Source organism: Yinghuangia aomiensis, assembly GCF_039542225.1.
GTDB lineage: Bacteria > Actinomycetota > Actinomycetes > Streptomycetales > Streptomycetaceae > Yinghuangia > Yinghuangia aomiensis.
The window spans coordinates 166,597-190,302 of record NZ_BAABHS010000011.1 but is presented as its reverse complement, the minus strand read 5'-3'; the positions used below and the strand labels follow the sequence as shown (position 1 = coordinate 190,302).

Below are 23,706 nucleotides of genomic sequence, written 5' to 3'. Positions count from 1 at the left end.
TGATCCGGCATTTCGGCACGTCCATGCCCGCCCCGGCAGCAAGTGGTGGATAGCGTGGTGCCACCGCCATGCCCGGGCAGCCGCCCGGGGGAATCCGCCGTTGTCGGCCGGTGGTGCGTCAGCCGTCGGCCTCGGCCCCGTACGACCTCGCCACCACGATCGGAGCCGCCATGACCGCCGTCGCACTGCTCGGAACCGGAATCATGGGCGCGGCCATGGGCCGCAACATCCTCGCCGCGGGACATCGGCTGAGCGTGTGGAACCGCACGCGGGAGCGGGCCGAGCCGCTGGGCGCCGCGGGGGCGCGGATTGCCGCGGATCCGGCCGAGGCGGTCGACGGCGCGGACGTCGTCGTGACGATGCTGAGCGACGGGGAAGCAGTGGCGTCGGCCATGGATGCCGCGGAGTCGGCTCTCCGGTCCGGCCAGTGCTGGGCGCAGATGAGCACCGTCGGGCTCACCGCGCTCGACGGCCTGGCCTCGTTCGCCGAGCAGCACGGGCTGGTCTTCGTCGACGCCCCCGTGCAAGGGACACGGCAGCCCGCCGAGGCGGGGACGCTGGTGGTCCTCGCGGGCGGTCCGCGGGACGACCGCGCCGACGCGGTGTTCGACGCGGTCGGCAGCAAGACCGTGCGCACCGGGGACGTCGGCTCGGCCTCCCGGCTGAAGCTGGTGACCGTCGACTACGCCATCGCGCTCACCGCCGTCGTCGGCGAAGTCCTCGCGCTCGCCGACGGCCTGGGCGTGGACGCCGCGGACTTTGCCGCGGTGGTGACCGGCGGGCCCATGGACAGCGGCTACCTGCAGGCGAAGATGGCGGCGGTGCGGGCGGGCGACTTCACCCCGAGTTTCACGGTGCGCAACGCGGAGAAGGACACCCGGCTGATCGCCGACGCCGCCCGGAAGGCGGGCATCGCGGTCGACGTCACGGAGGCCGCGGGCGACCGGTTCCGGCGCGCCGATGCCGCGGGGCACGGGGGCGAGGACATGATCGCGGGGTACTTCGCCGGGTTCCGCGACGTCTGAACCGGCCCCCAACCCGACGGCCGAAGCGCGGAGCCGCGCCCGAAGCCCCTCAGCCCGTTTCCCAGCGCCGGTCGAACACCGCCTTCGGCGGCGGCGCGTCCGGCAGCGGGCTGCCCGGGGCGCGCAGGCCGTCCAGCACGATCGCGATGACGCGGCGCCGGGCGGCGGCCGCGGCCGGGAGCTGGTCGGCGAGGCCGCGTTTGCGCAGTTGTTCGATCATCGGCGCGGGAGTGAGTTGTTCGACGAGCGCCCACATGTCGGAGGTGGACACGTCCGGGCGCAGCACGCCCGCGTCGTGGGCGCGCTGGACGAGCGCGGTCAGCATCGCTTCGCTGCGGTCGTCCTTGGCGCGCATCGCCGGGGTGATCTCGACCGTCCCGGCGATCGCGGCGAGCGAGCCGCTGCTGTCGGACTCCAGTCCTTGGGTGAGGAACACCGACAGCGCGGTCCACGCGTCCGCTTCCGCGCCGGCTGCCTCCAGGACGGCGACCCAGTGGTCGAGCGACAGGTCGACCAAGTGCCGGAACAAGTCGTCCTTGGTCGGATAGCGGCGGTACAGGCTGCCGATGCCGACCCCGGCGCGGGCGGCGATGGCCGCGACCGACGCGTGCGCGCCGTCCTCGGCGAGCACTTCGCGGGCGGCGCGCAGCAGTTCGCGGTCGTTGCGGTCGGCCTCGGCCTGCCGTGGAGCCGGGCGACGTCGGGTGGAAGGCACAAGGCGACCCTACCCGATACGGAGCAAAGCACTCCGTTATGGGCGTCGTCCCCGGCCCTCCGGATGACCGGGGACGACGCTCCGACCGTCGGTGAACGCGTCAGTCGTTCAGCAGCGGAGCGACCTCGGTGTGCCACGCCGACATCTGGTCCTGCAGCTCGGTCAGCGACCGGTTGCGGAAGCGGACCTGGAGGTGGTTGACGCCGATCTCGCCCATCTCGCGCATGCGTTCGGCGATCTCCTCGGGCTTTCCGCTGACCACCGGGCCGTCGCCGAGGTCCCAGGTCGGGGTGCCGACGTGGACGGGCTCGGTGATGAAGCCGATGTCCAGCGCCTCGGGCAGGCCGTTCTCCTCGCGCAGCGCGCGGATGTAGGCGATGTCCTCGGTCATCTGCTCGCGAGGCGTGGCCTGCGGGATCCAGCCGTCGCCGCGCAGCGCGACCCGGCGCAGCGCCGGGCGGGCCTTGCCGCCGATCCAGATCGGGATCGACGGCTGCACCGGCCGCGGGCCGAGGCCCATGCCGCCGTCCCGGAACCGCTCGCCGGTCAGCTTGGGGAACTCCGCGTCGAAGGCGGCGCGGATGCCGTCGAGTGCCTCGTCGGTAAGCGCGCCGCGCTTCTCGAACGGCACGCCCAGCGCGTCGAATTCGCCGCGCAGGTGGCCGGCGCCGACGCCGAGGACGATGCGGCCGTTCGACAGGTTGTCGAGCGTCATGAACGACTTCGCGGTGGCGAGCGGGTGCCGGTAGGCGGGGATGAACACGGTCGAGACCAGCCGCACGGTGCGGGTCAGTCCGGCGAGCATGCCGAGCGTGGCGACGCAGTCGTACCAGGTGGTGCCCATATGGTCGGCTTCCGGGCCGGCCGGGACGCCGATGTGGTCGCAGACGCCGACGTAGAAGAATCCGGTGTTCTCGGCGTGCTGGGCGACGGTGACGATGGCGTCGACGCCGGCGTCGCGCTCCCACGGCTCGGCGGTGCTCTTGCTCTTGGTCTGGACGGGCAGTTGCATGCCGTAGACGAGACGGCCGGACGGGACGACAGGGGCCATGGTGCGGCGCTCCGTTCTCCGAGGACGGCGGCCGGGGCGCCGCCGGGGGTGGGTCGGGACAAGCGGTGGGTGAGGACAAGGGGTGGTTCAGGACAAGGGGTGGTTCAGAGCAGGGGTGTTTCCCCGCGGGGGTGGTGCGGGGCGAGGGCGGGTCAGGGCAGGTACGTCTGGAAGATCTCGCCGAGTTCGCCGTCGCCGTGGTCGGGCACGTCGTAGAAGGTGCGCAGCACCGCGGAGCCGTCGGCCTCGAAGCGGTAGGTCTCGATGCTGAGCACCACGGTCTTGCGGCCTTCGTCGGTGGTGAAGTGGTTCTCCATCACCCAGGCGACCTCGTTGCCGCAGACGAACAGGGTGCCGGGCTGGATGCGGAACTGCAGTTTCGGCTGGAACAGGTCGAACGGGTTCAGGCAGCACTCCTCGAAGCCGACCTTCTCGGGCGTGCCGACCGGGTCGAGCATGCGGAAGTGGCCGGGGGCGACGGCGCGCCAGTTGGCTTCGAAGCCCGCCTTGTCGCCGGCGTTCCACGTGGCCACGTACTGGTGCGCCCAGGTGAGCAGTTGCTCTTTGGTGGGGACGGGCATGGGCGTGCTCCTTTGCGTCGCAGGTTCTTGTCGTCGCAGGTTCTTGTCGTCGCGGATCCGGAGAAGTCGTAAGCGGCCGGTGGCGTCAGTTCGGCCGGGCGCCCAGGGAGGCCGAGGCGGCCTGCGCGGCCGCGACCAGCTCGGCTGCCCGGGCGCGGATCTCGCCCGCCGGGACCGGGGTGGTGTCCCCCATCAGGGTGAGCGTGTAGCGCTGGTGCCCGCGCCGGTCGTACACGGGCGCGCATACGCACCACAGGTCGATCTCGGCGGCGTCGTCGGCGGGCAGCTCGCGCACGTATTCGGACCAGTCGGTCGGCGGCAGATGGCCCAGGAGTTCCTTGACGACCGCGGGCGGGAGGTCGGAGCCGATCAGGTTGGCGAGCAGGACGTTCGGCGTCCCGGCCGCGCCGACGCGGCGTTCGACGAGGTAGCCCTGCGCGCGGGCGGCCCGGACGAGGTCGCGGGTGGTCTCCTCGCCCACGCCGATGGGGGCGAGCGGGGTGCGGGCGAGCCAGGCGTCGACCGTGGCGTCGTCGGCCCACGCGACGTTGACGAGGCCGAGCGGCGGCGTGAAGGGAAACCGGTCGCCGACCAGGTCGCGCTGGTCGGCGGGCCCGATGGGGCCGATGCGGTCGACCACGACGAGATGGTCCTGGTGCACGGACACCAGCACGCACGGCATGCCGACGCGGTCGTAGAGCCGGGCCATGTGCGGCCGGACGACGTCGAGCGAGGCGAGACCGGTCTCCGCGGCCCAGCCGAGGCGCAGGAGCGCCGGGCCGAGGCCGTACGTCTTGGCGTCGTCGCGCGTCGCGAAGCCCGCGTCGGTCAGCACGCCGAGGATGCCCAGGCAGGTCGCCTTGGTCAGACCGAGCGCCTCCGCGACGCCGGTGAGGGTCCAGCGGCGGTCGGGGTGGTCGGCGAACAAGTTGAGGACCTGCACCACGCGCTCCGTGGGCGGTGACTGACGTTCCGTCACAAGTGCTGCCTCTCAAGAAAGTTCGCACATGCCGCTGGAGCATGCCGGGGGTGTGTGCTTTCCTGCGGGAGTCATAGTGCAACACCGCGTTGCAAATGTGTACCACCATGTCGAGGAAAGGACAGCCCATGCCCCAGCCCGTGACTGCGCCTCAGGTACGCACCGAGACGAGCCACTTCGGTATCTGTGTGACCGACCTCGCCGCGTCGCTGCGGTTCTACTGCGACGGGCTGGGTTTCGAGCCGTTCGCGACCTACCCGATCGGCACCGAGTACGGCAAAGGCCTGGAGGTGCCCGGTGAGATCGACCTCACGGCGCAGTTCATCCGCAAGGAAGCCATGACCATCGAGTTGCTGCACTACCGCTCGCCCGCGGTGGACGGCACGCCGTCGAACCGGCGGAACATCGTGGGCCTCACCCACATCGCCTTCGTCGCCGACGACGTCACGGCGACCGTCGCCCACTTGGTCGCGTGCGGAGGCCGGGTGCTGGAGCACACACGGACGATCGTGGACATGCCGGCAGGCCGCAACGAGCTGGTCTTCCTCGAGGACCCGGACGGAGTGCGCGTCGAGATCGGCAACAGCCACGCCGAGTAGACCCGCCGAGTAGGCCACACCCAGCGCGATGTCCGATTTCCGCCGGTTCGCAAGCCGCTCGCGCGGCAGGCTTGGGCACCGGAGGACTCATGACCACTGCACCTGTGACCCCAGCACCACCCGCACCACCCGCAGCACCCGCACCGCCCGCGGCGGGCCTCGACGGAGCCGTCCGCCGCGTGGCCGACGCCGACTGGTCCGCTCTCGGCACGGAACTCGACGCCGCCGGCGGCGCGCTGACACCGCCGATCCTCACGCCCGCGCAGTGCCGCGACCTGGCCGCCTGGTACGACCGCACCGAGCTGTTCCGCTCCACGGTCGACATGGCCCGGCACCGCTTCGGCTCCGGCCGGTACCGCTACTTCGCCGACCCCGCCCCGGAACCCGTGGCCGCGTTGCGGCGCGCGTTCTACCCGCGATTGCTGCCCATCGCCCGCGACTGGGCCGCGCGGCTGGGGCGTCCCGCGCCGTGGCCGGACGACCTGGAGACGTGGCTGGCGATGTGCCACGAGGCCGGGCAGGTCAAGGGCTCGCAGATCCTGCTGCGCTACGGGCCCGGCGACTGGAACGCGCTGCACCGCGACCTGTTCGGCGACCTGGTGTTCCCGCTCCAGGTGGTGATCGGCCTCGACGTGCCGGGAGAGGACTACACCGGCGGCGAGTTCCTGCTGCTCGAACAGCGGGCCCGCGCGCAGTCCCGCGGCACGGCGACGGTGCTGCCGCAGGGGCACGGCCTGGTGTTCACCACCCGAGACCGCCCGGTGCGGTCGGTCCGCGGCTGGTCGGCGGGCGCGGTGCGGCACGGCGTCAGCACGGTGCGGTCGGGGCGGCGGCGCACGCTGGGGCTGGTGTTCCACGACGCGTGAGAGGCGGCCCCGACGGGAGTACGGGGCCGCCTCGGTACTGCGGGGATCGAGCGGGTCCCCGCGGGGATCGCGCGGGAACCGACGCGGGGAATCAGCGCGGCGGCAGCGCCGCGATCGCGTCGTCCGGGGTGCCGAACCACCACGTGGTGATCGGGTCGTACACCGGGATCCCGGGCGTGGGCGCGCCGATCTCGGCGGCCGTGAAGGTGGTCCCCGGGTGGGCGGGGTCGGCGGACACGGTCAGCGTCGGGACGTACCGGGTGTTGCCGCTGCCGTCGTCGGTGCGCACGGCGGCGTAGATGTCCCCGTGCGCGTTGATGGCGTACGGCACGCTGGACGCCGGCGGCTCCGGCCGGGCGCTGCCGTCCAGGTCGCCGAACGTCACGGTCGGGAAGCGGTCGACCGTACACGCCGCGTCGCTCGTGTTGGTGACGTGCACCAGGACGACGGCCTGGGCGATGGGCGGGAGTTCGTGGGCTTCGACGACCAAGTCCTCGGGCGCGCACGGCGGCGCACCGGCATGGCCGGGCGCCGCCGTCGCCGCGGTCGCGGGTGCGGCGGCGAGCAGGAGCAGCGGAATCAGGGGCAGAGCAGTTGCGGTTCGCATGACGTGGCCATATCCGCAGCGCACGCCGCCAAGCGCTTCGCCCGCCGAACCACCCGAACGGCTCAGCAGCACACCCCATGTCGTCCTATGTGCGGCGCACCACCCGGCCCGGCATGGCGCCCGTGTGCTCCCCGTCGGTGAACGCGACTTCGCCGGAGACCACCATGTGCCGGTATCCGTCGGCCCGTTGCACCAGGCGTTGTCCGCCGGCCGGGAGGTCCACGGCCATTTCCGGGGCGTGGGCGCGGAGCCGCGTGAAGTCGATCAGGTTGATGTCGGCCTTCATCCCGGGTGCGAGCCGACCACGGTCGCGGAGGCCGACGAGGTCGGCGGCATCCGCGGTCTGGCGCTTGACCAGCCACGGGACCGGCAGCAGCGCGCCCGAGGGCCGGTCGCGCCCCCAGTAGGTCAGGAGCGTCGTCGGCGAGGACATGTCCGAGATCATCGAGCAGTGCGCGCCGCCGTCGCCGAGCCCGGGGACGGCGTGGGGCGACCGCAGCATGCGCTCGACCCACCGGTCGTCGCCGCCGTCGTAGTTGACCGCAGGCCGGTAGAACAGCGCCGTTCCGTCGCCTGCCACCAGCGCGTCGTACAGGAACGCCAGCGGGTCGGCGCCCGCGGCCGCCGCCTCGGCCCCCAACGCGTCCGCGGGCACCGGGAACCCGGACGCCGCGTGGGCGATCCGGAACACCGACCCGAGCCGCGGATCCGCCCCGGCGGCGCGTGCTTCGCCGAGCACCGCGGCCCGCACGTCGCCGCGCCGCAGCACCGCCGGATCCGATCCGGCCCGGCGCCAGGCCGCCATGGCGGCGAACGGGTGCAGTCGGCTGTCGATGCCGAACACCGCGCCGATCGGCCTGCTGGTCACCTGCGCGCTGACCGGGACCCCGTCCGCGGCGGCCTGTTCGATGAGGTCGAGCAGCCGCCGCCCCTCCCCCGGGCGGCTCGGGCTCTCCGCGACCGGCATGGTCATGTGCAGCCCGGATTCCGCGGCGATGCGCCGGTAGCCGGCGAACTCGGTCTCCAGGTCGCCGTCCGGGAAGTCGCTGCCGACTTCCAGCACGCCGCCGCCCGCTTGGACCAACCCGGCGGCGACCGCGGCCAGTTCGTCGGTGCGGATGGCGTGGCACGGGAGCAAGCCGCCGTCCCCCGTGCGGTGGTGCTCGGTCCGGGACGTCGCGAACCCGACGGCGCCCGCCTCCCCGGCCTCCCGCACCAGCTGCGTCATCGCGCCGAGTTCGTCGGCGCGGGGGACGGCATGGGGATCGGCGCCGCGGGCGCCCATCACGTATACCCGCAGTGCGGCGTGCGGCAGCAGTGCGGCGATGTCGAGCGCGTGCGGCACCCGGTCGAGCGCGTCGAGGAACTCCGGGAAGGTCTCCCAGTCCCAGGCCAGCGCGGCCCGCAGGACCGGGGCCGGGATGTCCTCGACGGACTCCATGACTTCGACGAACCAGTCGCGCCGGTCCGGGCGGACGGGTGCGAAGCCGACGCCGCAGTTCCCGGTGACGACGGTGGTGACGCCGTGCCAGCACGACGAGGTGAGCAGGGCGTCCCAGGTGGCCTGGGCGTCGTAGTGCGTGTGGATGTCGACGAAGCCGGGCGTGACCAGGAGTCCGTCGGCGTCGAGTTCGCGGCGGCCTGCGCCCACCCGGCCGCCGACGGCCGTGATGCGGTCGCCGTCGACCGCGATGTCCCCGGTGCGGACGGCGTTGCCGGTGCCGTCGGCGACGGTGCCGCCGCGGATGACCAGATCGTGCATGGTGGTGCCTCCTCTGGTGGATCTGCCGGTGCGGGCGGCGGCTCAGCGGAAACGCGGGATGATCTTGGTGCCCCACTGGCGGATGGTCTCCATGCACACGTCCTGCGGCACGGTGCCCATCTGGATCATCAGCATGACCTCGTCGACGCCGACGTCGCGGAGCCGTTCGACGAAGCCCGCGGCGTGGTCGGCGCTGCCGTACGCGTGGTCGATGTTGAACGTGGACAGCGCCTTCGGGGTGACCGGGACGTTCGCCTCGTGCAGCTTGGCGACGACCCGGTCGCGGGCCGCCGCGATCTCGGCCACGTTGTCGACGTCTTCGGTGTCCTGCGCCGGGGGCGGGCCGCCGCCGTACCAGTGTGCGAGGGATTCGGCGAAGAACCGCTGGCCGCGGGCGCCGATCCGGAACGCCTCCTCGGCGTCGTCCAGCACGATCGTCGGCAGCAGGGCGCTGAAGTGGTCGTTGACCCGGTCGGACACGAAGCGTTCGCCGGTGCGGGAGGCGCAGGCTTCGCGGTAGGCGTCGTGGTACTCGCGGATCTCGTCGATGCCGTCGAAGCCGAGTACCAGCGCGCCGACGCCGTATTCGGCGGCGAGCCGGACGGTGTCGACCTTGCTGCACGCCATGAACAGCGGCGGGTGCGGGAGTTGCACCGGGCGCGGCAGGATCGGGTGCGGGGCGATGGAGAGTTCACCGTCCCAGGAGAACTCGTCGGTGCGCCACATCTGCGCGATCATCCGCAGCGATTCCTCGACTTCGAGGTACGTCCGCTCCGGGTCGACGTCGCACAGCGTCATTTCCTGCCGGGTCGCGCCGCGGCCCGCGCCCAGGTCGAGGCGTCCGCCGGACAGCAGGTCGAGCATCGCGGCGCGTTCGGCGACCCGCACCGGGTGGTTGTACTTGAACGGCATGAGCACGACGCCGTGCCCGACCCGGATGCGGGACGTGCGGGCCGCCACGTAGGTCAGGAACACCTCGGGTGCGCTCATGTGCGCGTACCACTTGAGCGAATGGTGCTCGGGTGCCCAGATCCGGTCGAAGCCCATCTCTTCGGCGAAGACCGCCTGGTCGACGCAGTCGAGGATCAGTCGGCGTTCGCGTTCGGGGGTGGGGTGGGCGAGCTGGGCTTCGAAGCCCATGGAGAACAGCATGCCTGACTCCGATTCCGGCGCGATGCGCTACGCCGCCGAGTACTTCGATCAGTAGTACCCTCCTCAGGATTACGACATGGATGAATAAGTCAAGGGCTTCTGCTAGGTTCCGCAGCCATGGGCACCTCACGTGACGCCGTTTCAATTCCCGTGACCGGCTGGGCACTTCTCGGCCTGCTGTCGAGCGGCCGGGAAATGAGCGGGTACGACCTGAAGAAGTGGGCCGACCACAGCCTGCGTTTCTTCCACCTGAGCCCGGCGCTCAGCCAGGTGTACGCGGAACTGCGCCGCCTGGAGTCGTCCGGCTACGTCCGGCACCGGGTCGCCCCTGTCGCCAACGACGACCTGCGCAACAAGCGGCTCTACACGCTGACCGACGCCGGCCGCGACGCGGTGACGGCATGGCTGCGCGAGGCCGACGTCGAGGCGGGCGTGCTCAAGCACCCGGTGATCCTGCGGATCTGGCTCGGCCACCTGGCGGGCCCGGACCGGGTCGCCCAGTTGATCGACTCCCACCAGGCCGCGACCCGCGCGCTCGTCGACGAGATCCGCAGCTCGCGCGCGGCGGCCCCGTCGGGACGCGAGAACGCCTACGCGTCGGCGATCCTGGTCTGGGCGGAGCAGCACTACACAGGAGAGTTGGCGGCGTTCGAGGAACTGCGCGCGACGCTGTCGGAACTGGCACCGGAGGAAAGCCCCATGCCCGAGCCCGCCACCGAGCCCACGCGGCCCGAACCCGCCGCAGCCGAGCCGGCCACGCCGCAGCCCGCCGGCGCGTCGCTGTCGGACGCGCCCCTCCCCCGCCCCCTGGCCCCGGAAGCCGTCGCGCTCGTCGCCGCGCTGGAAGCCTCGTTCCCCGCCTTCGGCACGATCCCGCACGAGGAAGGCCGCGCCCAGCTCTCCGCCGCGGCGCGTGCCCGCAAGCCCGCCGAACTCCCGACGAGCGCCGAGGACTTGCGCATACCCGGGCCCGCCGGGGACTTGCCCGCGCGGCTCTACCGCCCGGACACCGAGGGCCCGCACCCGGTGATCGTCTACTTCCACGGCGGCGGCTTCTGCCTCGGCGACCTGGACTTGTACGACCACAGCTGCGCGAGCCTCGCCGCCGGAACCGGCGCCGCCGTGGTCTCCGTCGACTACCGGCTCGCCCCCGAACACCCTTTCCCCGCCGCCGTCGACGACACCTACGCGGCCACCGCGTGGGTCGCCGCGCACGGCCGCGGCCTCGGCCTGGACACCGCCCGTCTGGCGGTCGCCGGGGACAGCGCGGGCGGCAACCTCGCCGCGGTCACCGCGATCCAGGCCCGCGACCGGGGCGGGCCGGAGATCGCCTACCAGCTGCTGATCTTCCCGGGCACGGATCTCGCCGCGGAGACCGCGTCGAAGGCGGCGTACGGCAACGGCGGCTACTACATGCGCAAGGAGACCGCGGACTGGTTCCACGCGTCCTACCTGCGCACCCCCGCCGACGCGTTCGATCCCCTGGCCTCACCGCTGCGGACCCCGGACCTGCGCGGGCTGCCGCCCGTGCACCTGCTGGTCGGCGAATGCGACGCCCTCGTCGACGAATGCGTCGCCTACGGACAGCGCCTCGCCGACGCCGGGATCCCGACCGATGTGCGGGTGTACCCGGGCATGTTCCACGGCTTCCTCAACATGCCGCTGGAGGCCGCTCGGCAGGCCCGGGAAGCGGCGTACCACGCGGTGCGGACGGCGTTGGGGACCTGACGATCCCGCCCGCCGGCCCGGGTTTGGGCTGGGGCCGGCGGGCGCCGTCGCTGATCCGTACCAGCAGCGCCATCACCAGCCAGTTCGCCACCACCGACGACCCGCCCTGGGCGAGGAACGGCAGCGCCTTGCCGGTGAGCGGCATCAGCCCTGTGACGCCGCCGACCACGACGAACACCTGGAACACCAGCGCGCACGCGAGACCCGCGGCGAGGAGCTTCCCGAACGCGTCGCCCGCCTCCAGCGCGGTCCGCAGGCCGCGCTGCGCGAGCAGCAGGTAGAGGAGCAGTACGGCCATCATCCCGGCGAGCCCGAGCTCCTCGCCGACGGCGGTGATGATGAAGTCGCTGCGCCCGGCGAACGCGATGAGTTCGGAATGCCCGCGGCCGAGGCCGGTGCCGAGGATGCCGCCGGAGCCGAAGCTGAACAGCGCCTGGGCGGCCTGGTCGGAGACCAGGCCGGCGGGGCGTTGGCCGGGCGGCAGGTAGTAGTCGAACGGGTGCAGCCAGGCCACCACGCGGCCGTGCACGTGCGGTTCGTAGCTGCCGACGACGGCCGCGCCGAGGGCGGCCATGAGCAGGCCGAAGAGGACCCAGCCGGTGCGTTCGGTGGCGATGTAGAGGACGGCCACGAACACGCCGAAGAAGATCAGCGACGTGCCGAGGTCGCGTTCGAAGACCAGCACGAGCAGGCTGAACACCCACACCGTGACGATCGGCCCGAGTTGCCGTCCGCGCGGCAGGTGGATGCCCCAGATGCGGCGCCCGGTCAGCGCGAGTGCGTCGCGCTGCATGGTGAGGTAGGCGGCGAAGAACACCGTGATGATGATCTTCACGAACTCGCCGGGCTGGAAGGACAATGCGCCCGCGCGGATCCACCGCTTCGCGCCGTAGGTGTCGCCGGGGAAGAACGCGGGGGCCATCAGCAGCACCAGCGCGACGAGCGCGGTGATGTAGACGTACCGCTGCAGGAGGCGGTAGTCGCGCAGCACGGCGAGGAGGATCGTGAAGGCGGTGACGCCGATGACCGTCCACATCACCTGTCCGCCGGCGGCGGGGGGCGAGTTGTAGGTGTCCTTGTAGGACAGGTCGAGGCGGTGGATGAGCACCAGGCCGAGACCGCTGAGCGTGGTGGTGACCGGCAGGATGAGCGGGTCGGCGTACGGGGCGAACTTCCGTACCGCCAGGTGCGCGACGCCGGCCAGGACGGCGAGGCCGCCGCCGACGGTGAAGAAGCCGTCGGGGAGGCGGTCGTCGACCGCGTAGCCCACCAGGGCGTAGCCGAACAGGCAGAGTGCCACGGCGAAGACCAGCATGCGGAGTTCGGTGTCGCGCGCCCGGTTGCGCGATCGTGCCATCTGTGTCGTGCCCCCGAAGATGCGAGAAGTACCGAGGAGTACCGCACCCAAGAACGACGGAGACCGCCGATCGCAACTGCGAGAAGATTAAGGCATCTCCGGGTGCCAGGGGTCGCGTCCGCCGAGCAGGGCGGTGATCGCGCCGCACTCGCCGCGGAGGCGGGCGGCGATGGCGCGGATGTCGGCGGCGGTGGCATCGGCGCGCATCACATATGCGGACAGCAGCAGGTCGGGGCGGCCTTCGACGGTGAACGTCGGGGCGGTGACGGTGCTGACCGGGTGGACGGCGTGTGGGGCTGGACGTCAGGCCGCGCGGTGGCGTGCTACCTGGGCGGCGCGGTGCTGCTGGCGCTGTTCGGGGTGCGGGCGCTGCGGATCGAGGACCCGCTGTTCGACGTGCGGGTGATGTTCGGGCGGGCACTCGGGCCGACGCTGGTCGTGACGGTGCTGGGCAGCTTCGTGCTGTCGGCGTACGCGTACCTGAGCGCGTTGATGCTGGAGACGCCGCGGCAGCCCGGCATCACCTACGGGTTCGGGCTGACGGCGTGGGAAGTGGCGACCTATCAGCTGCCGTACGCGCTGGTCGCGATCGTCCTCGGCCTGACCGGCGGCCTGCTGGTGCGCCGGTACGGGCCGCGGGCCACGCTGCGGCTGGCGATGGCGTCCTTCGCGGTGAGCATGACGCTGCTGGCGCTGTTCCCGTCGCACACCTGGCAGATCTGCCTGTGGAGCGCCATCTACGGCATCGGCTTCGCACTGTCGCCGTTGTCGACCGCGCAACTCGTGGTCGACGCCGTGCCGCCGGAGCAGACCGCGGTCAGCACCAGCGTCCTGGGCGTCGCCCGCAGCCTCGGCAGCGGTGTCGCGGTGCCCGTGACCGGCGCGATCCTCGCCCACGACGTCCTGCGGGCGGACCCGCGGACACACCAGGCGGTGTACACCGACGGCGCGTTCATGTGGGCGTTCTTGTCGGCGGCGGCCTGCGCGGTCGCGGCCTTGGTGGTGGCGATGTTCATGCGGGGACCGGCGCGGCATGTGGCGTCGGCACCGGGGGTCCGCGGTGCGGATTCCACGTCGCGCGCCGGGGTGGGGTCCTAGCGGGCAGGCGCGCCGGTGGCGGGCCGTGATGCACGGCTCCGCGACCGGCGGCTCGGATGCTCAGTCGGTGTCGGTGTCGGTGTCGGTGTTGGCTGCGGCTTCGGCGCATACCGCTTCCAGCCCGTCCGCGGTGGCGCGGGGCCGGGTGATCATCAGGTCGTGTCCGGCGTCGACTTCGGCATAGCGGGCGTCGGGGAGGCGCGCGGCGAACGTGCGGGCCAAGGCCAGGGGGATCGCGGCGTCGGCGGTCGCGGCGATGTAGGAGGCGGGGATGTCCAGCGCGCGGAACGCCGACAAGCGTCCCGGCTCGACCAGCGCCGCGGGCGGGTAGGCGCAGTGGCGTGCGGTGACCCACGCGCGGTCCTCGTCGGTGCCTTCCGGCATGAGGACTTCGGCCATGAGCCGGTGGTCGGTGCGGGCCGTGCCGTCCGGCTCGATGGTGACCGCGCGGGCGACCTCCGGAGTCTGCGGGACGGCGTCGAGCAGCGTCTCGCCGTCGTTCGCCACCACGGCGGCCAGCCACACGACGCGCCCGATGCGCTCGCGCGCGGCCTCGGCGACGCGCGGGACGACGACACCGCCCATGCTGTGCCCGACGAGCACGACGTCGTGCAGGTCCTCGTGGTCGAGGACGTGCACGATGTCGGTGACGAACGTGGCGAACGGCGTGTCCGGTCCGCCGAGGTGCCGGCGCTCCCCGAAGCCGGTCAGCGTGGGCGTCCACACGTCGTGGCCGCGCGCCCGCAGCTCCCGGGCCAGGCGCTGCCAGCACCAGCCTCCGTGGCCGCCCCCGTGGACCAGGACGAACGTACGCGGCGCAGTGTCGATCATGGGCACCTCCGGCGGGGACTGTAGCCGGAAGGCGGTGCGAGCTGAAGGGACGCGGCTACTCGGGCACCGGGTCGTGGCCGCGCTTCCCGCCCGGGCGGCAACTGCGCAGGCGGCGGGCCGTCAGGTAGGTGCCCTTGGCGGCGCCGTGACGTTCCAGCGCGGCGACGGCGTACGTCGAACAGGTCGGCGTGTAGCGGCAGCACGGTGGCCGCTTCGGACTGACCTCGGCGCGATACCGGTGCACCGCCCGCAGCAACCGGTCGCGCACCCCCCGCCGCCGCGGTGCCAGCAGACACACCACGGCGATCACGGCGAGCCGCCACGTCATCGCGGTGAGACAGTCGCAACTGCCGCCGTCACACCCGTCACCACAGCCGTCGCAACCGCCGTTGCAGCTGTCGCAGGCGCCCGACGAGTCGAGCGATTCGGCGATGTCAAGCCCACCGTCCGCGCCGTCCGCAATATCCCGCAGCCCCTGGCCGGGAACCTCGCCACCCGCCTCCTCGGCGGCTTCGGCCCCTTCGGCGAACGGATTCCCGCTCGGAAACGCCATCCCTGCCCCCTTACCCAGGCACGTGCCCACCCCGCGCACCGGCTGCTGCGCAGGGGACCACGTGCCAGTCACACCCCCGGCCGCGCCACCCGGAACGGCCCCGTGGAGGTACACGCGAGATCCGGGGAATCGGTTCGCCGGGGTGAAGCAGCGGCGGGCGGGGATGGGCTTGGGGGTACGGCGGGACGGCTTGCCGGTGTCGGCGCGCCGAGGCCGCGGCTCCGACGGGGTGCGTCGGAAACCGCGGCCGCGCGGCTTGGTTGCCGGGTTGCCGCCCGTCGGGTGCCGCGTGCGGGCGTCAGACCGCCAGCGCGAACGCCGTCCGGCCCACCGCGGCGCCGGCCTGAGCCGTCGGGTAAGTCCGGCGGACGCGGTCGGCCACCGCGAGGGTGAGGTCGACCAGGCCGACGCCGAGGGCGCCGCCGACCGCGGCGATCATCTCGCTCGACGGCTCCTTGATGCCGCGTTCCACCTCGGAGAGGTACTGCGGCGACACCCCGGCGCGCGCCGCGGTCTCCGCGAGCGTCTCGCCGCGCTGGTGGCGCAGCGCACGGAACTGCTCGCCGAGCGCGTGCCGCCACAGCGGCTCCCGCGCGGGCGCGGCGGGGCGGATGACCCGGGTGGGGAATCTCGGCGCGGCGGCCGGGCGGGGGTCGGCAACGGGCGCGCGCGGGACGGCCTTGTCCGGCACAGCCTGCTCGGCTGCAACCGTCTCGGGCGCGGTGGCGATGTCTGCGGCGAAGTCGGCCATGCCTCATGCTAGGCCGCGCTACGCCCCCCACCACCGCTTATCCGCCTGCAGCAGAATCCCCCGCCGCCGACTTGCGACGTGGACGTCGGCGTGCACGCAGGTGGATTCGTTCACGTGACCGGTGCCGCACGAGTGTGATCCGCGGGCGACTCGGTGCGGGTGTCGAGCCGCAAGGCCGGCCCGCGGCGAAGGCGGGCGGAGGCCCCCGAAGCGTCCCGAGTCTTGCCACCTCCTCCGGTGCGAGTTCCGGGCGGCCGGCGAGTGCCGGCGCGGCTGCGTAGGGCCGTTCGCCCTCTTCGAGCTTCGCTGCCACGGCATCGAGGACGACGCGAAGAATGCGGGCGTTCGCGGAAGGGTGTTCCGCCAGGAGGCGAAGCAGCCGGTTGTCGTTCCAGGCGCTGTCGCGGGCTTTGCTCAAGTCGACGAGGACGGCGGGCGGCGTGTGGGGGTTGGTGGCCAAGGCCTGCCAGACGAAGGGGTACGGGCTCCGCGCGAGACCCCGGAGGGCAGAGCCGTCCCTCTCCGTTTGCGCAAGGGCGAGGTAGTCGGCGGGGGTGGGCACCAGGGCGGCCTCTCGGGGCAGTCGAAGCCGTCATCCTGCCACCGCTCCCGCGCCGCCCTGGACAACCCGTCTCCCCCCGCGGCCGGCCCCTCACCTCTCCTCGATCACCACATCCACCAACCCGTAGTCCTTCGCCCCCGCCGCCGTGAACACCCGGTCGTGGTCCGTGTCCGCGCGGAGGTCCGCCGTGGTCTGGCCGGTGTGTCGGGACAGGATGTTCTCGATGTCGGACCGCACCCGGACGACCTCGTCGGCTTGGAGGATCAGGTCCGGGATCGCGCCGCGGCCCTGGGCGGCCGGCTGGTGGAGGACCACCCGGGCGTGCGGGAGGATGGCGCGCTTGCCGGGGGCGCCGGCGGCGAGGAGGACCGCGCCGACGGCGACGGCTTGGCCGACGCAGGTGGTGGCGATCTCGGAGCGGACGTAGCGCATCGTGTCGTACACAGCCAGCATCGCGCTCGGGTCGCCGCCCTCGCAGTTGATGTAGAACTGGATGTCCTGCTCGTGGTTGTCGGCTTCCAGGAACAGCAGTTGTGCGACCAGCGCGTTGGCGACGCCCGCGTCGATGCCCGTGCCGAGGTAGATGACGCGCTCGGCGAGCAGGTGCGAGTAGACGTCCATGATGCGCTCGCCGCGCGAGTTGCGGGTGATGACGTTCGGGATCGTGTACGTGCTCATCGTGCTGCTCCTGCCTGGGGCGCCTCGGTCGGCTGAACTGCCTGGAATCCCGCGTCCGGTCCGATGCGCCGCGAGCCGCGCGGGGCGATCTCCGCGAACGACTCGACGATGCCGTCGACGAAGCCGTACTCGAGGGCTTCCCGGGCGGTGTACCACCGGTCGTGCAGCGAGTCTTCGAAGACGCGGTCGATGGGCTGGCCGGTGTCTTCGGCGATCAGGCCGAGGACGGTGTCGCGGGTGTGCCGCAGGTCGTTGGCCTGGAGTTCGATGTCGACGGCGGTCCCGGCGATGCCCGCGGAGCCCTGGTGCATGAGCACCCGGGCGTGCGGCATGGCCCGGCGCTTGCCGGGGGTTCCGGAGGACAGCAGGAACTGACCGGCGCTGTAGGCGATCCCCAGCACCAGCGTGGACACGTCGCACGGCACCAGCCGCATCGTGTCGCGGATCGCCAGCATCGCCGGGACCGAACCGCCCGGGGAGTGGATCCACAGCGCGATGTCGGCGCTCGGGTCCTCGGCCGCCAGCGTGATCAGCTGGGTCGCCAGCAGCGTGCCGTTGTCGTCGTCGAGCGGGCCGTCGAGGACGAGGACGCGCTGCGCGTACAGTTCGCGCCGCGCTTGCGGATGGAACAGCGGGGCTTTCGAGTCGTCGCTCATGCCCTCCACCCTGCGCCGCGGCGGAAACACGGCTCAAGCAGATCTGCCCTCGGCAGATCCGCTCACAGCAGCGCGACCGCCGGACGGCGTCAGGCGCCGGCCAGCGACAGCTTCACCGCGAAGCCCAGGAACAGCGCCCCGACCGCCGACGTCGCACACGCCGACATCTGCCGGCGGCGCCGGAAGGCCGCGGCGAGCTTCGTGCCGCTGAAGATCAGCAGGCTGAGGTACAGCGCACTGGCCAGCTGCGCGAACGCCCCCAGCACGACGAACGAGAACGCCGGATACGCGTACCCGGGGTCGACGAACTGCACGAAGAACGCGACGAAGAACAGGATCGCCTTGGGATTGACCAGGCTGATCACGAACGCCCGCCGGAAGGGCCGCTCCGCCGCGTCCACCGCTTCCGGAGACGCCGACGCCGCTTCCTCCAGCCGCTCCCGCCGCGTCCGCCACATTCCCCACGCCGCCCGCAGCATGCCGAAGGCCAGCCAGCTCAGGTAGCCCGCACCCGTGTACTTGACGATCGAGAACAGCACGTCGTTGGCCTTGAGCAGCGACGCCGCACCCGCTGCGGACAGCGTCATCAGCACCGTGTCGCCGCACCACACGCCCGCGGCGGCGGTGTAGCCGGACCGCACGCCGCGGCGGGCGGCGACCGACAGCACATACAGCGAGTTCGGCCCCGGGAGCAGGATGATCAGCACAAGGCCCACGAGGTAGGTGGGCAGGTCGACGACACCGAGCATGGGCCGGAGTGTCGCATGCGCGCCGGACACGCGGAAGAGCCGGTGGCCACGGCCCGGAGCCGTACTCCGGGGAGGAGGTGCGGTTGGTCCGCAGGCGGACAAGGCCGACGATGCGGCCGACCTCCCACCCGGTCTCCTCCACGCTCAAGCCGCACCACGAACCGCGCGCATGTGCCGCGTGTACTGCGGCCGCCCGATCGCGTACCAGAGGCCCCGGGCGAACCACGGCAGGCCGCCGAGCATGGCCGCGCGCTCTTCGGGGGTGGCCTCCTCGAGGGTGATGCCGAGGAACAGGAGCAACTTGGGCTTGGGCGTGGCGTTCTGGAAGTGCTCGCCCATGGCGTCCCACTCGCGCTGGGTGACGAGGCGGGCGGCGAGGGGCAGGAGTTCGGTCTCTTCCTCGTCCAGGTGTTCGACGAGGACGGCGCGGTGGTCGACCAGCGCGGCCACGAGGGCGTCGCGGGCGTCCTCGCCGGCACCCGACTCCCAGGCCGGCAGTGCGGCCTCGGCGCGCGTCATCGACGCGGCGATCCGCTCGTGCTGCGCCTCCATGCGCAGCACGAGGTCGGTCTCCAAGTCGACGCGGGACAGCAGCGCGGGCCACAGGTGCTCGTCTTCGCCGTGGTGGTGGTTGTGCAGGCCCATCAGGTAGTCGCGCAGGTGGGCGGCCAGGACCGCGGCGCGGGCGGTGTCGCCGGGGGCGACCTCGGAGACCAGTTGGGCGAGGAGGCGCGATTCGCGGCGGAGTCCGCGGTGGATGACGGTCATCCCGTGGGTGTCGATGGTGGCGGTGGTGTCGTTGGCGGTGGTGGTCTGCTGCGCCTTGGCGGCGTTGGTGTTTTCCATGGCATGAAGCTTGGCCGGGGGCGCATGGAAGGGACTTGGAAGCGGCTTGGAGTGCGGACTTGGTTGCTCGGACACGCCCGGAAACCGGGCCACGAGACCCATGCAGCACCTGTCCGTCCGGAGCGCGGGCGAGTCCACGGCGCACACGTCCACGGAACGCAGCCGGCACCGGCCGCACCGCTCCCGCTGCGTAGCATGACCGCACGATGATCTGCATACGCGTGCTCGGGTCCTGCGCCGCGGAGCGGGACGGGGAAGCCGTACCGCTCGGCGGCCGGCGTCAGCGCGCCGTGCTCGCGCGGCTCATCGCGGCGCGCGGGCAGGTCGTGTCGGTCGACCGGCTCGTCGACGATCTGTGGCAAGAGGCCGCGCCCGCACAGGCGGTGACGTCGCTTCAGGCGTACGTGTCCAATCTGCGCCGTCTGCTCGAACCCGGACGCGCCCCGCGCACCCCGGCCAAGCTGCTGGTCAGCTCGCCGCCCGGGTATGCCCTCCACCTCCCCGACGGCGCCGTCGACGCGTGGCGCTTCGAACGTCTGCTCGACGAAGCCCGCGCCGCACACGAAACCGACCCGCACGCGGCGCAGCGGCAGCTCACCGAGGCGCTGGAACTGTGGCAGGGACCGGCGTACGCGGAGTTCGCCGACGATCCGTGGGCCGCGGCCGAGGTCCTGCGGCTCGCCGAGCTGCGGGTCGTGGCCCGCGAGTTGCGGGTGGCCGCGCAGCTGCGCGGGGGCGACGCCGCGCTGTCCGTCGCCGACGCGGAGATCCTCACCCGGGACGAGCCGTTGCGGGAGGAAGGCTGGCGGCTGCACGCGCTGGCGCTGTGGGCGGCGGGCCGCCAGGCGGACGCGCTGGCGACGCTGCGCCGCGCCCGTGCGGTGCTCGCGGACGAGGTCGGATTGGACCCGGGGCCCGCGTTGGTGGCGCTGGAGGAGGCCGTGCTGACGCAGGACGCGGAGGTGCTGCGCACCGCCACGTCGGCGGGGCGTGCCGCGGGTCCGGAGCGTCCCGCCACCCGGCCGCCACGGAACGGCACCCCCGGATCCGGCAGTCGCGCGCCGGCCACCGAATCCGCCGTGCCCCACGCCGTCCGCAACAGCCCCGAACCGCCGGCCGCTCCCGACCGGACACCCCAGGCCTCTCCCCCGGCCGCCTTCCTGGGCCGCGACACCGAACTCCGGAACTTCGCCGCGGCTGCCGACCGCGCCCTCGTCGCGGGCCCCGGCTTCGCTCTCCTCACCGGGGAGGCCGGCCTCGGCAAGTCCGCCCTGCTCCGCCGACTCGGCGCGCACCTGGCCACGGACGAAGCGGACCCCGACTGGCTCGTGGCCGTCGGCCGAACCACCGACGCCGAAGGTGCTCCTCCGGCATGGCCGTGGGTCGAGGCGCTCCAGACCATCGCCGCCGTATCTCCTCCGCCCGCCCAACTGGCCCCGATCCTCGCGCCCCTGCTCGGCGAGACCGACGCCGACGCTGCCGGCAAAGCCCCGGCGGAAGCCCCAGCCGAGGTCCACACCGCGGCCCACTCCACTCCCTCGGCCGGCATCCACCACAACGACGCCCCCGCCGGCCGCTTCCACCTCCACCGCGCCGTGCTTGCCTGGCTCACCGCCGCCGCGGACCGACGCCCGGTGGCGCTCTTCCTCGACGACCTGCACTGGGCCGACGCGGAAACCCTCGCGCTCCTCACCACACTCACCGAACTTCCCTCCGGCACCCGGCTCTTGGTCGTCGCCGCGTACCGCCCCGACGAGGCCGACGCCCGCCTCGCGGACGCCCTCGCCGCGCTCGCCCGCACGTCCCCGCTCCGCGTCGCGCTCCCCGGGCTCCCGGCCGAGGCCGTGGCGGGCACCGTCGCCGAGATCGTGCGGGCCGCCGGAGCCCCGCCCGTCGACGCGGCGACCGTCGCCGCGTTGGCCGAACGCACCGGCGGCAACCCGTTCTATGTCCGCGAGAGCGCGCAACTGCTGGTCGGCGAAGGCGCGCTCGTCGCTCTGTCCGATGTTCCCGACGGGGTCCGGGACGTGCTCCGCCGCCGCCTCGCCCGGCTGCCGGATCAGGCCGTCGCGGTCCTGCGGCTCGCGGCGGCGGTCGGCCGGGAGTCCGACGTCGACGTGGTCGCGGATGCCGCCGACGTCGACGAAGACGCCGTGCTCGCCGCCCTCGAAGCCGGGATCATCGCCGGGCTGCTCACCGAACCCGCACCCGGGCGCGTCCGGTTCGTCCACGCGCTGGTCCGCGACACGCTGCTCGCCGACGTGAGCCGCCTGCGGGCGGCCCGTATGCACGCCCGCATCGCGGCGAGCCTCGAAGCGTTCGGCTCGTCCGACGTCACCGCGCTCGCCCACCACTTCGCGCGTGCCGCCACTCCCTCGACCGCGGCCCGCGCGCTGGACTACTGCCTGCGCGCCGCCGCACTCGCCGAAAGCCGCTACGCGTACGACGTCGCGGCTTCCCAACTCGCCCACGCCTTGGCCGCGTTCGACCGACAGCCCGGCACCGGCGGCACACCCGACCAGCGCTCCGACCTCCTCGGCCGCCTGCTCCAAGCCCAGCTCCGCGCGGGCGCCATCATGGCCGCCCGCGCCACCCGCCACGCCGCGATCGACCACGCGCTCACCGCCGGACGCGACGACCTGCTCATCGCGGCCTTCACGGCGTGGACCGAGCCCACGCCGTGGCAGACCCGCCCGTACGGCATGGTCGACACCCCCGTCCTCGCCCAACTGCGCCGCCTGCTCGACGACTCCGCGGCGGCTCCCGGACCCGAGGTCCGCTGCCGGCTCCTCCTCGCGTACGCCGCCGAACTCTCCGACCTCCGCGACCCCACGGTGCGCGCCGCCGCCCGCGAAGCGCTGGCGCTCGCCGCCGACTTGGCCGATGCCTCGCTCCACGCCCAGGCCCTGGCCGCGATTCTGCGCGAACACGACGTCGACCGCGAAGCCGACGAGCAACTCCGGCTCTCCGCGGACCTCGTCACGCTCGCCACCGACCACGACCTGCCCGTGCACCTGTGGTACGGCCTGTTCGAACAGGCGTCCGCCGTCGCCGTCCTCGGCGACGTGCCGGAAGCCCGGCGGCTGGTCGACGCGTGCGCCGACCTGGCCCGGGCGCACCGCATGCCGGGCCCGACCGCGGTGGCCGACTGTGCGCAGGCCACCCTCGCGCACATCGCCGGGCGGCTCGACGAAGCCGAAGCGCTCTACCGGGAAGCGTCGGCGGGCATGGCCCGGCAAGGCTCCCCGCACGCCGAGGGGTTCCTGGACCTCGCCCTCGCGGCGATCGCCGCGGGCCAAGGCCGCCTCGCGGACGTCCTACCGCGTGCCCGCGAACTCCATTCCCAGTACGGCCCGTTCGTCAACGACCTGCTGACCGCGTGCCTGGCTGCCGCCGGCCACACCGACGAGGCCCGCGCACTGCTCCGCATCGCCGGGCCGATCCAAACGGACTTCCTGTTCCGGATGTTCGCCACCTTCCGGGCGACCGCGATGACCGCGATCGGGCACACCGACGGCGCCGCGGAGCTGTACGACATCCTCCTGCCGTACCGCGACGCCCCTCCTCCGTCCTCCGGCTTCACGCTGGCGATGCGCCCGGTCGCGGCCACGCTCGCGGACCTCGCCGATCTCCTCGGCCGCACCGACGCGGCCGCCGAACACCGGGCGAACGCCGCGGTGATTGCGGCGCGTTGGGAGACCTCACTCGGCAGCGCGCCGGTCGTCTGAGGCGGTCACGACGGCCACTCCGACGAACCGTCACGCCGTCTCCCCGTCAAGCCGTGACGCACAAACGGCCGGCCGGGAAGCGGGATATCCGCTTCCCCGGCCGACCGCTTGGCCGGTCGGCCCACCTGCCTACGGGCCGACCCGATCGTTACCGTCGGAACTGCTTCAGTTCCTGACCGCCCGGACGATCAGCCAGATCACCCCCACGACCACCACGATCAGCACGATGACCAGCAGGACCGCGAAGATCCCCAGCTTCTTGAACCAGGACTTCTTCTTCTTTTTCTTCTTCTTGCTCTTGTCCGATTTGCTCTTGCCCGCCTTGTCCTTGTCGGACTTGGTCTCCGACTTGACCGTGTCGGAGTTCGACACGTTCGACTTGGCGCCCCCGGCCTTGAGCTGGTCGGACGCTCCCGCGGCCTGTGCAGCCGATGCCGGTGCGGCACCCCCCGGCGACACAGCCGATGCGGCAACCGCCGTGCTCTCGGCGGGAGCCGCGGCAGCGGCGCCGGTGCCGAGCACCGCGAACCCGAAGACCACACTCGTCAGAAGGGCCGCCCAGCGGACCCGTCCCTGGTGCCCCTGGCCTCCGTGCCGATGCGTACGCAACGCAGTCAAAACCTTTCTTCCCTTCCGCAAGATTCCGAATGGACCCCCGGGAGTCTAGGGAGGACCGCAGCACGAAGGTGAGGGATGCGCATCAGGTTTTTCGTGCGGGCCTCGGGCCGGACCCCACGGCGGAGGCGGCGCCGGGCCGCGGGGCGGAACCGAACGGGCGTTCCGGTTGTCCTGATCGGTGATCGTCACCGCAACGTCCCCCACGAAGGTGATC

At 72.7% G+C, this 23,706-nt stretch carries 22 protein-coding genes; 6 read left to right on the top strand and 16 right to left on the bottom strand.

What is annotated here, in order from left to right; genetic code table 11:
• Nucleotides 1-170 precede the first annotated feature (170 nt).
• Nucleotides 171-1,025 (top strand): NAD(P)-dependent oxidoreductase, encoded by an 855-nt coding sequence (locus tag ABEA93_RS17485; RefSeq protein WP_345676497.1) that lies wholly within the window; start codon nucleotides 171-173, stop codon nucleotides 1,023-1,025.
• 49 nt (nucleotides 1,026-1,074) lie between these two features.
• Here ABEA93_RS17485 and ABEA93_RS17480 read toward each other — a convergent pair whose 3' ends face one another.
• From ABEA93_RS17480 to ABEA93_RS17465, 4 genes are all read right to left on the bottom strand, one after another.
• Nucleotides 1,075-1,740 carry a TetR/AcrR family transcriptional regulator gene (locus ABEA93_RS17480; protein ID WP_345676496.1) on the bottom strand — a complete coding sequence of 222 codons (666 nt, stop codon included), beginning with the start codon at nucleotides 1,738-1,740 and terminating at the stop codon, nucleotides 1,075-1,077.
• 100 nt (nucleotides 1,741-1,840) lie between these two features.
• Nucleotides 1,841-2,791, bottom strand: a complete 951-nt coding sequence (locus tag ABEA93_RS17475) for a TIGR03619 family F420-dependent LLM class oxidoreductase (RefSeq protein WP_345676495.1) — start codon at nucleotides 2,789-2,791, stop codon at nucleotides 1,841-1,843.
• 152 nt (nucleotides 2,792-2,943) lie between these two features.
• Nucleotides 2,944-3,372, bottom strand: coding sequence for a nuclear transport factor 2 family protein (locus ABEA93_RS17470; RefSeq protein WP_345676494.1), 429 nt, complete (start codon nucleotides 3,370-3,372; stop codon nucleotides 2,944-2,946).
• A gap of 85 nt (nucleotides 3,373-3,457) precedes the next feature.
• Nucleotides 3,458-4,315: an IclR family transcriptional regulator gene (locus tag ABEA93_RS17465; RefSeq protein WP_345676493.1), complete on the bottom strand. Its 858-nt coding sequence runs from the start codon at nucleotides 4,313-4,315 to the stop codon at nucleotides 3,458-3,460.
• Between the two features lie 164 nt (nucleotides 4,316-4,479).
• Between ABEA93_RS17465 and ABEA93_RS17460 the strand changes: the two genes are divergently transcribed.
• Nucleotides 4,480-4,950: a VOC family protein gene (locus tag ABEA93_RS17460; RefSeq protein WP_345676492.1), complete on the top strand. Its 471-nt coding sequence runs from the start codon at nucleotides 4,480-4,482 to the stop codon at nucleotides 4,948-4,950.
• An 89-nt stretch (nucleotides 4,951-5,039) separates the two neighbouring features.
• A complete protein-coding gene (locus ABEA93_RS17455) occupies nucleotides 5,040-5,816 on the top strand; it encodes a 2OG-Fe(II) oxygenase (RefSeq protein ID WP_425584971.1) in 777 nt (258 codons plus the stop codon).
• A gap of 91 nt (nucleotides 5,817-5,907) precedes the next feature.
• On the opposite strand, the gene ABEA93_RS17450 is transcribed toward ABEA93_RS17455, so the two are convergent.
• The 3 genes from ABEA93_RS17450 to ABEA93_RS17440 all read right to left on the bottom strand — a co-directional run bounded on the left by ABEA93_RS17450 (nucleotide 5,908) and on the right by ABEA93_RS17440 (nucleotide 9,337).
• Complete coding sequence (locus ABEA93_RS17450) at nucleotides 5,908-6,423, bottom strand: DUF4232 domain-containing protein (protein ID WP_345676491.1); 516 nt, start codon at nucleotides 6,421-6,423, stop codon at nucleotides 5,908-5,910.
• Nucleotides 6,424-6,508: 85 nt separating this feature from the next.
• Complete coding sequence (locus ABEA93_RS17445) at nucleotides 6,509-8,185, bottom strand: N-acyl-D-amino-acid deacylase family protein (RefSeq protein ID WP_345676490.1); 1,677 nt, start codon at nucleotides 8,183-8,185, stop codon at nucleotides 6,509-6,511.
• A 42-nt stretch (nucleotides 8,186-8,227) separates the two neighbouring features.
• A complete protein-coding gene (locus ABEA93_RS17440) occupies nucleotides 8,228-9,337 on the bottom strand; it encodes an LLM class flavin-dependent oxidoreductase (protein ID WP_345676489.1) in 1,110 nt (369 codons plus the stop codon).
• 150 nt (nucleotides 9,338-9,487) lie between these two features.
• Here ABEA93_RS17440 and ABEA93_RS17435 point away from each other — a divergent pair, with 150 nt between their 5' ends.
• The gene (locus ABEA93_RS17435; RefSeq protein ID WP_345676488.1) at nucleotides 9,488-11,065 is read left to right on the top strand and encodes an alpha/beta hydrolase fold domain-containing protein; all 1,578 of its coding nucleotides are present in this window, start codon (nucleotides 9,488-9,490) and stop codon (nucleotides 11,063-11,065) included.
• Here ABEA93_RS17435 and ABEA93_RS17430 read toward each other — a convergent pair.
• Entirely contained in the window at nucleotides 10,989-12,422 is a 1,434-nt protein-coding gene (locus ABEA93_RS17430; protein WP_345676487.1) for an FtsW/RodA/SpoVE family cell cycle protein, read from the bottom strand. The genes ABEA93_RS17435 and ABEA93_RS17430 overlap by 77 nt on opposite strands.
• A 279-nt stretch (nucleotides 12,423-12,701) precedes the next feature.
• Here ABEA93_RS17430 and ABEA93_RS17425 point away from each other — a divergent pair, with 279 nt between their 5' ends.
• Nucleotides 12,702-13,520, top strand: a complete 819-nt coding sequence (locus ABEA93_RS17425; protein ID WP_345676486.1) for an MFS transporter — start codon at nucleotides 12,702-12,704, stop codon at nucleotides 13,518-13,520.
• 60 nt (nucleotides 13,521-13,580) lie between these two features.
• On the opposite strand, the gene ABEA93_RS17420 is transcribed toward ABEA93_RS17425, so the two are convergent.
• The 7 genes from ABEA93_RS17420 to ABEA93_RS17390 form a co-directional block, all read right to left on the bottom strand.
• Nucleotides 13,581-14,351, bottom strand: a complete 771-nt coding sequence (locus ABEA93_RS17420; RefSeq protein WP_345676485.1) for an alpha/beta fold hydrolase — start codon at nucleotides 14,349-14,351, stop codon at nucleotides 13,581-13,583.
• A gap of 55 nt (nucleotides 14,352-14,406) precedes the next feature.
• Entirely contained in the window at nucleotides 14,407-14,904 is a 498-nt protein-coding gene (yidD, locus tag ABEA93_RS17415) for a membrane protein insertion efficiency factor YidD (protein ID WP_345676484.1), read from the bottom strand.
• A 298-nt stretch (nucleotides 14,905-15,202) separates the two neighbouring features.
• On the bottom strand, nucleotides 15,203-15,655 hold the full coding sequence (locus tag ABEA93_RS17410; protein WP_345676483.1) for a helix-turn-helix domain-containing protein: 453 nt from the start codon (nucleotides 15,653-15,655) through the stop codon (nucleotides 15,203-15,205).
• 652 nt (nucleotides 15,656-16,307) lie between these two features.
• Nucleotides 16,308-16,895: a ClpP family protease gene (locus ABEA93_RS17405; RefSeq protein WP_345676482.1), complete on the bottom strand. Its 588-nt coding sequence runs from the start codon at nucleotides 16,893-16,895 to the stop codon at nucleotides 16,308-16,310.
• Nucleotides 16,892-17,551: a ClpP family protease gene (locus ABEA93_RS17400; RefSeq protein ID WP_345676481.1), complete on the bottom strand. Its 660-nt coding sequence runs from the start codon at nucleotides 17,549-17,551 to the stop codon at nucleotides 16,892-16,894. Before ABEA93_RS17400 ends, ABEA93_RS17405 begins: the two co-directional genes overlap by 4 nt.
• Before the next feature lie 89 nt (nucleotides 17,552-17,640).
• Complete coding sequence (gene leuE, locus ABEA93_RS17395; protein WP_345676479.1) at nucleotides 17,641-18,300, bottom strand: leucine efflux protein LeuE; 660 nt, start codon at nucleotides 18,298-18,300, stop codon at nucleotides 17,641-17,643.
• A gap of 144 nt (nucleotides 18,301-18,444) precedes the next feature.
• On the bottom strand, nucleotides 18,445-19,146 hold the full coding sequence (locus ABEA93_RS17390; protein ID WP_345676478.1) for a hemerythrin domain-containing protein: 702 nt from the start codon (nucleotides 19,144-19,146) through the stop codon (nucleotides 18,445-18,447).
• Between the two features lie 206 nt (nucleotides 19,147-19,352).
• On the opposite strand from ABEA93_RS17390, the gene ABEA93_RS17385 reads away from it, so the two are divergent.
• Nucleotides 19,353-22,874, top strand: a complete 3,522-nt coding sequence (locus ABEA93_RS17385) for an ATP-binding protein (protein ID WP_345676477.1) — start codon at nucleotides 19,353-19,355, stop codon at nucleotides 22,872-22,874.
• 165 nt (nucleotides 22,875-23,039) lie between these two features.
• Here the strand turns inward: ABEA93_RS17385 and ABEA93_RS17380 are convergent, their stop codons facing one another.
• Nucleotides 23,040-23,483: a hypothetical protein gene (locus ABEA93_RS17380; protein WP_345676476.1), complete on the bottom strand. Its 444-nt coding sequence runs from the start codon at nucleotides 23,481-23,483 to the stop codon at nucleotides 23,040-23,042.
• Nucleotides 23,484-23,706: the final 223 nt, after the last annotated feature.